Raw genomic sequence first — 12,827 nt, forward strand, 5'->3', positions numbered from 1 at the left:
CTGGAGTACGTCCTCGGCTCGGTCGGCGTGATGGTCACGCAGCGCGGTGCTGCGTTCGGCGACACCGAGGAAGGGATACTCGTGCGCCGGACAGGCCTAGAACCCCTCCCACGAAGTCCACGGATCCCAAAGTGACGTCCTCGTTTGTGGCGCCGGAATTTGAGCCCGTGAGGCGGGGGAATCCCGCGTAATTTCGTACAAGGCCTCGAGATCGGAAGATGGGGAAGGCGAAATCGACCGCTTAGGAACCCTGCTTCGCAGAACCTGGAAGGGCACTGACAATGCGTATTAGCCTCATCCAAGTAGCCAGCCCCGACAACGAAACAAGCAACGAGCGCCGTGACAGAGTATCAAAAATGGTGCTCGGAACCGACGCAGATTTGGTGGTTCTGCCTGAACTATGGGCTGCGGGGTACTTCAACTTCGATCGATACTCTGACGAGTCCGAGCCGTTCGAGGGCCGCACAGTCACTGACGCCGCCGCGTGGGCTCTCCAACTCGATTGCTACGTCCATGCGGGAAGCTTCATTGAACGGGGCTCCAACGGCGGCTACCACAACACTGCAGTCCTGCTCAGCCCTGAAGGCGGCGTAATTCACTCGTACCGGAAAATCCACGTCTTCGGCTACGAATCCCGTGAAGCTGAACTATTGTCGCCCGGAACCACAATCACAACGAGCCCATCAACGTTGGGTCGGATCGCGGCTACTACTTGCTACGATCTCCGATTCCCGGATCTGTGGCGATCGCTCGTAGACTCGGGGGCAGAAATTGTGGTGACCCCCGCCGCTTGGCCTCTGACCAGACTCTCGCACTGGCGCCTCTTCACAGCGACACGCGCCGTCGAAAGCCAAATACTGATGATCGCCTGCAACGCAGTCGGCGAGCAGCAGGGGGTGGTCCTCGGCGGCCATTCCTCGGTCATCGATCCCTGGGGAAACATCCTTTTGGAAGCAGGAGACCGTGAGGGGATCTTCAGCGTAGACGTATCCGACGACATCGTGAAGTCCGTCCGTAGTGAATTCCCGGTGCTCGGCGACCGTCGCCCGGTACTCCCCTGAAGAGCAAAGAAAGTAAGCGAGGAAATTCCGGCCTCGCCAACCCTGCTGAGCGTAGCTCCGCCCAATTACACAGTTCCACGGGCACCGTCGTAGGCTCTGCCGAACGCGATCAGGCTGCCTTCGGTTTTTCACGGTGTTGACAGGGCTGATCAGCTTCGTTGAGGTCGTGCCGACCGGGTTACCGCGTGCAGTGGGGACACCGGAGAACCACTACCAGTGCTCGCTCGCATTTTGTCGTTTGGGGCCAACGTTGGCGGCCCCAAATCGATGGAGGGCAGAAGTGCTAGACCGTGCCTTCCCAGGCGGCCGGGGCCAGGATCCACAGGAGCTCGGTCTCGGCCTCGGGGTCGGCCTGCCAATTATGAGGCTCACGGCCGTCGAAAGTGAGCGAATCACCCGGAGCCAGGGTCAACGTGCGGTCGCTGAATTGCACGGTTATGGAACCGGCCAACACGTGCACGACGTCTACCGGTGAGTTGATCGTGTAGAGCCTTCCCCCACCCGACCCCCCAGGGCTCACGGTGGAACGAACGACTTGCAAACGACTCTCGCGACGCGGGGTGAGCAGCCTCTCGTTGGCGCCGTCCCCGCCGAGGTTGATGCGCGGGGCGCCCGCGGCGGTTACGAGTTCAACGTCAGAGGATGCGAACAGGTCGCCGATATTGACATGGAGCACTTCACAGAGGGCAACCAGCGTCGAGACGCTCGGCGATGTCATGTCGCGTTCGATGCGACTGATGAAGCCTTTGGTGAGGTCGGTGGCCGTGGCCAACTGATCAATGGTGAGTTGCTGAGAACGCCGCGCGGCGCGCAATCTGCTGCCGATGGCCGCCCGCTGATTCGGGGGGTCGACAGGCATCGGGCGCATGATCACTCCAGAGGGACGTGGGCGGAACAGGTATCTAATTCTGTCAGGGTTGGCAACGCCGTCTTGTGTGAAGCAGCAGAAGATGCCCGCCGAGCAGCCATTCGTCAGCGCGCCAGCGAGGCGATAGGCGGGGCTCAGCTATCGGTGACCCGGCTGTAGAGCGACGGGCGCCGATCGGCATGCACATCGTTGCGCGCGCTGATGCCCTTGGCGCGAGCTTCGGCGAGGTCGATATCTGCCAGCAGCATCGTTTCATCGCCGAGAGTGATGTGCGTGAGCGGAAACCCGTCGGCGTCGACGACGACGCTGCCACCGAGCCAGTGCTGCCCGCGTTCCGGCCCGGTGCGATCGGCGACGGCGATGAACATACGGTTGACAGCAGCATTGGCCTGGACCTTGACGATTTCGCTGGGACGTTCACCCGCCGGGCGTGGATACAGCGGCCAGTTAACCGGGCAACAGAGCAGCTCGGTACCATCGAGGGCTGCTGAACGCACCCACTCTGGAAATTCGAGGTCGTAGCAGATGGCCACCCCGATACGGCCCCAGGGGGTCTCGACGACCGGCGGTGCAGCAGACCCGGCGGTGAAGAGGTTGTCTTTTTCACGGTCCCACAGGTGAGCCTTGCGGTAGACGGCACGACGCCCGGTCTTGTCGACGAGCACCGCGGAGTTGTAAATCAGCCCGTCGTCGCCGGCCTCGGCGAAACCGACCACGATCACGAGATCGCGCTCCTGGGCCAGCTGCTCCCATTCCCGAACGGATGGCCCGGTCGCGGGTTCCGCCACGGCTCGCAGCTCCGCCAGATCGGCGAACAGATAGCCCGAGTTCGCCAGTTCCGGCAGCACGATAATGCGTGCCCCCGCATCCGCCGCCGCCTCGATGGCAGCCCGCACCCTGGCGCGGTTGCCGAGAGTGTCACCCACGGTCACGGAGACTTGGCAGCAGCCGACTCGTACCAGGGAAGCGGTCACTGTGGTGTCGCTAATCAGCTGCGCCTTCCAGCTCAAGTTCGCTGCGGAGGCGAGCTTCGGCCTCGGCCGCGTGGTCGAGGTTGCGCGAGAACAGAAGGTAGAGCCCGCCAGAGACGACCAGACCCACGACGAAGGAGATGTCAGCCCCGCCCAGCGCCGCTGAGACCGGTCCGACGTAGAACGACGTGTAGAAGAACGGGATCATCGCAACGAAGCCGACAAGATAGGCGACCATTCCACGCCAGGCCCAGCGACCGTAAATGCCCCGCGGGTTGAAGATCTCGGCGATTGCGTACTTGCCGCGCCGCACGAGGTAAAAGTCGACGAGGTTGACGGCGGTCCACGGCACGAGGAAATAGAGCATCAGAAGTACGAAGTCGTTGAAGCTGCTCAGGTAGTCGTCGGGGATGAGCAGGGCGATCGCGAGGGTGACGAGACCGACGACGGTGAGCCCGATCACGCGAAGGCGCACGGTGGCTGAGACTTTGCGGAACCCGTCGACGGCGGTTGTTCCGGTGAGCATTGCCCCGTAGGCGTTGACGCCCATGATCGAAATCAGGGCCACCGTTGAGACCAGCACGGCAAAGGTGCCGAACCCGGGGAAGAGCATGTCGCCGACGGTCTTGATGGCGCCGATCGCGTCGGCATCGGGGATGTGGCTGCTGAGGAGGGCGCCGAGCGACATGAGCCAGGATGCCGACAGCGCTGCGCCGAGGTAGGTCCAGCCGATGAGTTTGGGCGCCGAAGCGTTCTGCGGGAGGTAGCGGCTGTAATCGGAGACATAGATGGCGTAGCTGATGTTGTAGCCGGCGGCCAGCGAGAACATCACCAGGAAGGACGCTCCATTCCAGCCTGCGGTGCTCGCGGTCTCGGTGACCGTCGTGGAGTCGAAGTGAACGATGGCCAGCACCGTGATGATGACGAAGACCACGACGAGCAGGCCGGTGAGCCAGCGCTGGATGAAGTGGAGCAGATCATGGCCCACGACGGCGATCAGGATGGAGAGCGCGATCAGGAATGGATACCAGAACAGCTTGTCGCCCGGAAAGGCCAGCAGAAGGCCCTGCGTTGCCAGAATCGTGTCGAAAACCATGAAGCCGATGTAGACGAAGACACTCGCCGCGAACGGCACGATGGCACCGCGACTGCCGAACTGGGCACGAGACTGGATCATCTGCGGCAGGCCGGTGCGAGGCCCCTGATTGGCATGAAAGGCCATAAAGAACGTTCCGAAGCAGGCGCCGGTGATGACCGCAAGAACGGTCCACCAGACACTGAGCCCGATGACCGGTCCGATGAAGCCGATCACCATGGTCGGCAGCACGAAGTTGCCGGTGAACCAGAACGGCCCCTGGTGCCAGACCTTTCCGTGCCGCTCGGACCTCGGCACGTAGTCGATCGAGCGCTGCTCGATGACAGGGCGCCGCTCCTCGGAGTCAGTGCTTGGAGGCGAAGCGGGGTTCGTCTTGTTGATCGACATCATCGTCCTTTTGGTGTGCGGTGACTGCGTGAGGTATTGCGTGTGTTAAGCGGAGGGAGTCATGGCCGAGATGATCTCGTAGGCCACGTGAGAGGCAGCGACGGCCGTGATCTGTGCGTGGTCGTAGGCCGGGGCAACTTCAACGACGTCGGCCCCGACCAAGTTCACGGCTCGCAGGGCGCGAATCATGGCCAGCAGTTCCCGGCTGGTCATGCCGCCGGCTTCGGGGGTGCCGGTGCCGGGAGCGTGGGCGGGGTCGAGTACGTCGATGTCGACAGAGAGATACACGGGGCGGTCACCGAGCCTGGCGAGCATCCGCTCGATTGCGCGGGCGAGCCCCTCGGTTTCGAACTCATGACTGGCGATGATCGCGAAACCCAGGCGTTCGTCGTCGCGGAGGTCGTCGCGGGAATAGAGCGGGCCGCGGATACCCACGTGCATGCTGGCCTGCAGATCGATCAGGCCTTCCTCCGAGGCGCGCCGAAACGGCGTGCCGTGCGTGACCGGAGCCCCAAAATACGTGTCCCAGGTGTCGAGGTGGGCGTCGAAGTGCAGCACGGCGACGGGGCCATGGCGCTCAGCAACAACCCGAAGCAGGGGAAGTGCAATGGTGTGGTCGCCCCCGATGACGACAAGGCGTTTGCCGTCGGCCGACAGCTCGGAGGCTGCCTGCTGGATTTGGGCCACAGCCTCGGTGAGGTTGAACGGGTTTGCGGCGATGTCTCCGGCGTCGACGACCTGCTGAGTGGAGAACGGTTCGACGTCTTGCACGGGGTTATATGGACGGAGCAGTCGGGATGCCTCGCGCACGTGAGCTGGGCCGAAGCGGGCGCCCGGGCGGTAGCTCACCCCGCTGTCGAAGGGCACGCCCACAACGGCGATATCGGCCCGGCGAACATCCTCGAGCCGCGGCAGGCGGGCGAAGGTGGCGATTCCGGCGTAGCGCGGAGTCAGGCTGGCGTCCAGGGGGCCGATTGGCTGCTCATCGTTGGACATCAGCATCCTGCTTTCGTGTGAATCGGTATTTAATTTTACTAATATGCAACAAAATTTGCTCTTTGTCCAACTATTCCGCGGACTCGCACCCTCGCCGCCGGCAAGCCGACCGAAAAGGCCACCAGTCACCTGCATCGACTGTTCGATCTGCTGAAAATATCGGGCGCAAGTCTCCCCGCGAATGGGACAGGTTCACTTTTTCTCTGGTGAATGGATTCGGTTGGGCCCAGGAAACACCCTGACAGGGCTTTGAGCGCGCGGTTCATATGTCACTTGGTCGCTGAAGGATGACCCGTGTCGCGACTGCAACGGCATGACCGGAGCCGACGCAAGGCCTCCCGAAACGGCAGAAACACCCACCGCGGATTGCTTGCGGTTAGCAGCTCCATCCACGCGACCAGTCAGGGCGTTCGGGAAATCGGAGGCCCTGTGTCGTTATGGAGCGGGGAATTCGGATACCATCACTGGGAATGTGACCTACCGCGTCACTGATCGACACCGTGGCTGGGCGGGCAAGTAGCCTTGCGGGGACGCTGCGGGATTTTCGCCCCGGCGAGAACGGATCGCGATGACGACGGGCACCTCCCGACGCAGTGCCTTCCGGCTGCGTACCGTGCGACCGTGCCGGTGGACCCGGCTGGCCTGGCTGGTACCTGCCTTGCTCGTGGCTGCAGCTCTCGTCGTGCTCGCGGTGAACGAGGTGCGCTCCCTGGCCGCGGTGGAGGACTTCCTGCGCAGCTATCCCGGCGTCTCCACCCACCCGGTCGCCACCCCGATCGGAGTGCCGGCCTGGCTAGCCTGGCAACACGGGCTCAACGCCTTCTTCATCCTGTTCGTCATCCGCACCGGCTGGCAGGTGCGCACGACCAAACGCCCGTCCATCTTCTGGACGCGCACCAACACCGGCTGGTTGCGCACCAGGAATCCGCCGATCCGCATCACCCTCGACCTGTGGCAGCACATCGTGTTCGACACGCTGTGGCTGGTGAACGGGATCGTGTTCTACGTTCTGTTGTTCGCGACCGGGCAATGGCTCAAAATTGTGCCCACTAGCTGGGACGTCTTTCCCAACGCCGTGTCTGCCGGCCTGCAATACGCCTCGCTGAACTGGCCGACCGACAACGGCTGGGCGTACTACAACGCCCTGCAACTGCTCAGTTACTTCACGGTCGTGTTCGTGGCAGCACCCATCGCGCTCGTCACCGGCCTGCGCATCTCTCCCGGACTCTCCGCCCGGTTTCGGCGATTTGATCGGGTCTTTCCCCTGCCTGTCGCACGCAAGCTGCACTTCGCGGTGCTCATCTTCTTCGTGGCATTTATTGTCGTGCACGTTCTGCTCGTGCTCACGACCGGTGCCCGTGCCAACCTCAACCACATGTATGCGGCGCGCAGCGACACGGGCTGGCTCGGCGTCTGGATCTTCGTCGGCTCGATCCTGCTGACGGTTGCAGTCTGGGTCGGGGCGCGCCCGGTCGTGGTGCGCGCCATCGCCGCGCGCAGCGGGCGCATCATTCACCGCAAGCGCTAAACCGCAAGCGCTAGGCGGTCCGGGCGTCGGCCTCAAGAACGTCCCGGCTCAGCAGTGCGGCGCCCGCGACCGCGGCGGGCATCACGATGACCGCCGCGCCCGGAATCAGGAACAGCAGGTAGGTGAGTACGCCGAAACCGAGGCTGCGGGATCGGCGGGCGCGCAGCATCCGTCGTCGCTGGCTGAGGGTGAAGCCACGGGCGTCGAAGGCGAATCCGGTGAGCTCAAGCGCGAGGATCCAGCCGCCGAACAGCGCACCGAGCACAATCGTGACTATCTGGCCCAGCCCGGGAATGAATCCGAAGAGCAGCAACATGAGCGCGACCCCCACGGCGAGCCCGACCAGTCGCAGGCCGTCGGCCACCGAACGCAGAATGCTGCGCACCAAGCCGCGCTCCGGTTCGACCGGCGCGTCGCCGAGGCTGGTCTCGACCGCGCGCCAGATGCGCTCGTAGAAGGGATCGCCGACCAGCAGCGTCACGGCCACAAAGGTGTACGCGAGCAAGAGGATGCCGGCCGCCGCGACCGCAACGCCGGTCACGACCCGCATCCCCGTGCGCCACGGCTCATCCCACCCGCTCGCGAATGGACTGATAGCGACGGCAATCGTCTCGAGGTTGACCAGCAGCACCACGATCCCGGCCAGATAGACGAGGCCGACGATGAAGGCGGGCAGGGCGCCGAGCAGCATCAGGCGGGGTGAGGTAATCCACATTCTGAGGCCGCGACCGAGAAATGCGGCTCCGGCGAGCAACTCGATCCTGGCGGGTGGACGGTTCATAGGTGTGGGCGTGGTTGAAGGCGGCACCCCCACACCCTAACCCGCCGGGGTCGGGCCCCCGAGAAATCGGGGGACCGACCCAGTTAGGCCAGCTGCGGAAACCCGAGGTCGATCTCGGAGCTGGCCGGGTCAGGCCAGCGGGTCGTGACGACCTTGCCCCTGGTATAAAAACGGATGCTGTCTGGCCCGTACATATGCGCGTCGCCGAACAGCGAGTTCTTCCAGCCGCCGAAGGAGAACGACCCGACCGGCACCGGGATGGGCACGTTAATGCCGACCATTCCGGCTTCGATCTCGAACTCGAACTGCCGGGCCGCCCCGCCGTCGCGGGTGAACAGGGCGACGCCGTTGCCGAACTCGTGCTCGTTGACGAGCGTCACGGCCTCGTCGAAGGTGTCAACGCGCACGACCGAGAGCACCGGGCCGAAGATCTCGTCGTCATAGACCTGCATTCCGGGGGTGACATGGTCGATCAGGCTGACGCCGAGAAAGAAGCCGTCGCTGTCGAAGTTCTGGGCGCGGCCGTCGACGACCATTGTGGCGCCGGCTGCCTCGGCACCGGCCAGGTAGGACGCGACCCGGTCGCGGTGTTCGCCGGTGATGAGCGGTCCCATTTGCGAGGCCGGGTCGGTCCCGGGGCCGACGGTGAGGGTCTTCATGCGCTTTTCGATCGCGGCGACGAGGTCGTCGGCGATGCCCCCGACGGCCACAAGCACGCTCACGGCCATGCAGCGCTCCCCGGCCGATCCGTACGCGGCGTTGATGGCGGCATCCGCTGCCATGTCGAGGTCGGCATCGGGCAACACGACCATGTGGTTCTTGGCCCCGCCGAGTGCCTGCACCCGCTTGCCGTTCGCGGCTGCCCGGCTGTAGATGGATTTCGCGATCGGAGTGGACCCGACAAAGCTGATTGCCCGGACTTCCGGGTTGTCGAGCAGCTCGTCGACGGCCTCCTTGTCCCCCTGCACGACGTTGAGCACCCCGGCGGGCAGTCCGGCTTCCGTGAAGATCTCGGCGATGAAAATAGCCGATGAGGGGTCTTTCTCGCTCGGCTTGAGCAGCACGGTGTTGCCGCAGGCGAGGGCGCTGCCGATCATCCAGAGCGGCACCATGGCTGGAAAGTTGAACGGGGTGACGCAGGCGACGACGCCGACGGGCTGGCGCACCGAGTGCACGTCGATCCCGTGCGAAACCTGCTGGGAGAAGTCGCCTTTGAGCATGTGGGCGAGCCCGGTCGCGAACTCGATGTTCTCGAGCCCGCGGGTGATCTCGCCGGCCGCGTCGGAGAGCACTTTGCCGTGCTCGCTCGTGAGAATCGCCGCGAGTTCACTGGTGCGCTCGGCGAGCAGCTCGCGCACCTTGAAGAAGATGGCGGTGCGCTTGGCCAGACTGCTGGCCCGCCACTCCGGCAGTGCCGCCCTGGCCGCCTCGATCGCCTCGACGACGACAGCGCGGGAGGCCAGGACCACCTGCTTCTCCTGCACGCCGGTTGCCGGGTTGAACACCGGGCCGAACCGTTCAGCCGACTCGACGCGCTGGCCGTTGATGTAGTGGGGAATTGTTTGCATGGGGGTGCTCTTTCTGATGGGTGACGTGGTTCAGGCGCTCGGCTGCAGGGTGCCGTCGACGAGTTTGACGATCATCGAGCAGTCCTTGCCGCCCTCGCCCTCATCGATCAGCCGCTGAAACAGCTCGGCAACGTGCTCGCCGATTTCGAGCGGGGTGTTGGTCGCACGGGCGGCCGCTATGGCGAGGCCGATGTCCTTGCTCGCGAGCGCGGTGGTGAATGTGGGGGCGAAATCCTGGTTGGACGCAGCTGTCGCGACGACATCCTTGATCGGATACCAGGTGCGCAGCGCCCAGCTGTCGCCAGAAGAAACGGATGCGATATCCCAGAACACCTGCTTGTCCAGTCCCAGCCGCTCGGCCAAAACGGCGCCCTCGGCGGTCGCAGCCAGGTTGATGAACAGCATCAGGTTGTTGCAGATCTTCGCGGCCTGACCGGTCGTTGCTGCCCCGGTGGGGATGATGTTAGCCGCCATCGGCTTGATAAACGCGGTTGCGTCGGCCACCGCGCCGGCCTCGCCGCCGATCATGAAGGTCAGTGTTCCGGCCTTCGCACCGCTCATGCCACCGGAGACCGGGGCATCGACGAACCGAGAGCCCGCCGCCGCTGCGGCATCGTGCAGCGCCTGGGCGGTCGCGATGTCGATGGTGGAGGAATCCACCAGCAGGGTTTTCGTGTCGGTGTTGGCCAGCACGCCGTCGGCGCCGAAATAGACCGAACGGGCATGCTCCCCCTTGGGCAGCATGGTGAAGACGACATCAGCCCCGGCCACGGCCTGGGCAATGCTGCCGACGGCGGTGACGCCCCCCGTCACTGCGGTGGCCACGGCATCCGGATTCAGATCGAACCCGCGTACCTCGTGGCCGGCGGCCACCATATTGGCTGACATGGGTCCACCCATGTTGCCCAGCCCGATCCAGGCGACTACTGACATGTGAAGCTCCTTTGCTTGTGTTCCTCCACCCTCGCAGCCGGATAGAGTGCAATCAAGGCAAAATTTCACAGGGGGTATGTGCGCAGATGCACAGACTCGAAGGGACCATTCCGTGAGTTCACACCAGCTTCCGAGCCCGAACGACCTGCTCGTACTGCTCACCGTGGCCCGGCTGGGCCGGTTCAACGCGGTCGCCGAGGCACTCGGCACCACCCACACGACGATTTCGCGGCGCATCCTCTCGCTCGATCGCGAACTGGGCGGTCGCACGCTCGAACGCAGCCCGCACGGCTGGGAGCTCACCGAGCTGGGGCGGCACGCGGTCAGCGCGGCCGAAGCGATCGAAGATCGGCTCGGCGCGCTCAGCACGGCGATCAGTCAGACAGATCCGCTTTCCGGGCTGCTGCGCATCAGCACGATCGACGGATTCGGGGCTGAGGTCGTCACGCCGGCGCTCGTGAAGCTGCAACAGAGTCACCCGCGCATCAACATTGAGATGTTCAGCGCCACCCGCAAGGTAAGCCAGAACCGGTCGGGGGTCGACCTGGAAATCGTGGCGGGGCGCAACGACGTCAACAATGCACAGGCGGTTTTTCTCACCAACTACTTTCTGCGGCTGTACGCGAGCCGCGGCTACCTGCTCGCCCGCGGTGTTCCCGCGTCGCTCGACGATATTCCGTCGCACGGTTTTGTGTCCTACGTCGAGAGCGCACTGCTCGTCACCGACCTCGGCTACCGGTCCTCAGAGCTGCCCGAACCCGCCACGACCTTTCAGGCGACCAGCCTGTTCGCGCAGCTGGAAGCCGTGCAGGCCGGCGCCGGAATCGGACTGCTGCCCAATTTTCTCGTACACGACCGGCCCGAATTCGTGCCCGTCCTGCGCGACGATTTTCAGCGTCAGCTGCCGATTTGGGCCGTGGTGCGGGCCGAATCGCTGCGCTCCCCGGTGGTGCGCGCCGCGATCGAGGCCATCTCGCTCGAGATCGCGGGTCGACCGGCGGCCTTCACCGATTGACCGGGCGAGCGGATGTGCGTCACTCACGCAGCGAGATGGCCCGATCGACGAGATCGGGCCATCGCTTCGTTCCGCCGAGCTAGCGGCGACCGGCCCCAGCCAAATCGGCGGCGGCGCGATCGGCCGATTCGGCGGCATCCGCTGCATCAATGTCGTGCAGCGAGAGGCCGCGTGTTTCCTTGAGGGTCAGCACAACGAGGGCCGTCAGGAGGCAGGCTACCGCGAGGTAGATGGCCACCGGCACCGAGGAATCGAAGGCGGAGAGCAGGCTCACGGCGATGATCGGGGCGATCGAGCCCGCGACGACCGAGGTGACCTGGTAGCCGAGCGAGACACCGGAGTAGCGCATGCGGGTGGGGAACATCTCCGCCATAATGGCGGGCTGGCCGGCATACATGAGGGCGTGGAACAGCAGACCCAACATAATCGCGACGATGATGATGAAGTCGTTCGCGGTATCCATCATGGGGAATGCGAAGAAGCCCCAGGTGCCGGCGAGGACGGCACCGAGGAAGTACACCGGGCGGCGACCGACTCGGTCGGACAGGTGGCCGACGAGCGGAATGACACTGAAGTGCAGGGCGTGGGCGAGGAGTAGAAGCAGCAGTACCCGGGAGGTGTCCATCTCGACGATGATCTTCAAGTAGGTGATCGAGAACACCACCACCAGGTAATAGAGGATGTTCTCGGCGAAACGCAGGCCCATTGCGGTGAAGACGCCGCGCGGGTAGCGACGGAAGACCTCGACAATACCGAAGCCCTTGTCGCCCCCCATGACCTCTTTCTGCGCTTTGAGAAAGATCGGCGCATCGCTGACCTTGGTGCGAATGTAATACCCGACCAGCACGATCACGGCGGAGAGCCAGAACGCGACGCGCCAGCCCCAGCTCAGGAAGGCCTCATCGGAGAGGGTGGAGGCGAGTACGAACAGCACGCCGGTGGCCAGTAGGTTTCCACCAGGCACAGCGGCCTGGGGCCAGCTGGCCCAGAATCCGCGCGACTTCTCCGGGCTGTGCTCGGCGACGAGCAGCACGGCACCGCCCCATTCGCCGCCGACTGCGAAGCCCTGAATGAAGCGCAGGAGCACGAGCAGAACGGGCGCGAGGTAGCCGATCTGCTGGAAGGTCGGCAGACAGCCCATCAGGAAGGTGGCGACGCCGACGAGTACGAGGCTGAACTGCAGCAGTCGTTTGCGGCCGAACTTGTCGCCGAAGTGTCCGAACACGATGCCGCCGATGGGGCGGGCCAGGAATCCGACCGCGTAGGTGGCGAAGGCGGCGATGATGCCCTCGAGCTCACTGCCCGCGTTGGGAAAGAACAGGGTGCCGAAAACCAGGGTTGCCGCAGAGGCGTAGAGAAAGAACTCGTACCATTCCACGACCGTGCCGGCCATAGAGGCTGCCACGACCTTTTTCAGTCCGGACGTCTGTACGTCCTGTCGGGAATTGGATCTGGTCGTGCTCATGGGAGTCCCTCTCGTGTCGTCATTGACACAACGTGCGTGCACGTCGTCTGGCTCGTCTCAGCTTGCGCTTCGCACTGCTGACTGTCAAAGGCGATTCGCGCAGGGGCGCCGTGCAGAAATGCACACGTGGTCTGAGGGAACGAACTCGGCAACGGTAT

11 protein-coding genes are annotated in these 12,827 nt (G+C 64.2%); 3 read left to right on the forward strand and 8 right to left on the reverse strand.

All coding sequences use genetic code 11. From position 1 onward, the window contains the following. Positions 1-281: 281 nt before the first annotated feature. Entirely contained in the window at positions 282-1,061 is a 780-nt protein-coding gene (locus tag E3T46_RS16275) for a carbon-nitrogen family hydrolase (RefSeq protein WP_134579348.1), read from the forward strand. Positions 1,062-1,344: 283 nt separating this feature from the next. On the opposite strand, the gene E3T46_RS16280 is transcribed toward E3T46_RS16275, so the two are convergent. The 4 genes from E3T46_RS16280 to speB all read right to left on the reverse strand — a co-directional run bounded on the left by E3T46_RS16280 (position 1,345) and on the right by speB (position 5,379). Continuing rightward, positions 1,345-1,929, reverse strand: a complete 585-nt coding sequence (locus tag E3T46_RS16280) for a helix-turn-helix transcriptional regulator (protein ID WP_134443211.1) — start codon at positions 1,927-1,929, stop codon at positions 1,345-1,347. 134 nt (positions 1,930-2,063) lie between these two features. Beyond that, on the reverse strand, positions 2,064-2,903 hold the full coding sequence (locus E3T46_RS16285; RefSeq protein WP_277870987.1) for a nitrilase-related carbon-nitrogen hydrolase: 840 nt from the start codon (positions 2,901-2,903) through the stop codon (positions 2,064-2,066). A 10-nt stretch (positions 2,904-2,913) separates the two neighbouring features. After that, positions 2,914-4,383 carry a cytosine permease gene (locus E3T46_RS16290; protein ID WP_134443212.1) on the reverse strand — a complete coding sequence of 490 codons (1,470 nt, stop codon included), beginning with the start codon at positions 4,381-4,383 and terminating at the stop codon, positions 2,914-2,916. A gap of 45 nt (positions 4,384-4,428) precedes the next feature. Further along, entirely contained in the window at positions 4,429-5,379 is a 951-nt protein-coding gene (gene speB, locus E3T46_RS16295) for an agmatinase (RefSeq protein ID WP_134443213.1), read from the reverse strand. 568 nt (positions 5,380-5,947) lie between these two features. Here speB and E3T46_RS16300 point away from each other — a divergent pair. Beyond that, entirely contained in the window at positions 5,948-6,907 is a 960-nt protein-coding gene (locus tag E3T46_RS16300) for a cytochrome b/b6 domain-containing protein (protein WP_134579349.1), read from the forward strand. A gap of 10 nt (positions 6,908-6,917) precedes the next feature. Here the strand turns inward: E3T46_RS16300 and E3T46_RS16305 are convergent, their stop codons facing one another. The 3 genes from E3T46_RS16305 to mmsB form a co-directional block, all read right to left on the reverse strand. After that, positions 6,918-7,688 carry an EI24 domain-containing protein gene (locus tag E3T46_RS16305; protein WP_134579350.1) on the reverse strand — a complete coding sequence of 257 codons (771 nt, stop codon included), beginning with the start codon at positions 7,686-7,688 and terminating at the stop codon, positions 6,918-6,920. Between the two features lie 83 nt (positions 7,689-7,771). Continuing rightward, on the reverse strand, positions 7,772-9,256 hold the full coding sequence (locus tag E3T46_RS16310; RefSeq protein WP_134468224.1) for a CoA-acylating methylmalonate-semialdehyde dehydrogenase: 1,485 nt from the start codon (positions 9,254-9,256) through the stop codon (positions 7,772-7,774). 30 nt (positions 9,257-9,286) lie between these two features. Then, entirely contained in the window at positions 9,287-10,189 is a 903-nt protein-coding gene (gene mmsB / locus E3T46_RS16315) for a 3-hydroxyisobutyrate dehydrogenase (RefSeq protein ID WP_134579351.1), read from the reverse strand. Positions 10,190-10,301: 112 nt separating this feature from the next. Here mmsB and E3T46_RS16320 point away from each other — a divergent pair, with 112 nt between their 5' ends. Next, positions 10,302-11,204, forward strand: a complete 903-nt coding sequence (locus tag E3T46_RS16320; protein ID WP_241980848.1) for a LysR family transcriptional regulator — start codon at positions 10,302-10,304, stop codon at positions 11,202-11,204. A 79-nt stretch (positions 11,205-11,283) separates the two neighbouring features. Here the strand turns inward: E3T46_RS16320 and E3T46_RS16325 are convergent, their stop codons facing one another. Next, positions 11,284-12,669 carry an MFS transporter gene (locus E3T46_RS16325; RefSeq protein WP_134579353.1) on the reverse strand — a complete coding sequence of 462 codons (1,386 nt, stop codon included), beginning with the start codon at positions 12,667-12,669 and terminating at the stop codon, positions 11,284-11,286. Positions 12,670-12,827 lie beyond the last annotated feature (158 nt).

The sequence above is a fragment of the Cryobacterium sp. Hh11 genome (assembly GCF_004404045.1).
GTDB lineage: Bacteria > Actinomycetota > Actinomycetes > Actinomycetales > Microbacteriaceae > Cryobacterium > Cryobacterium levicorallinum.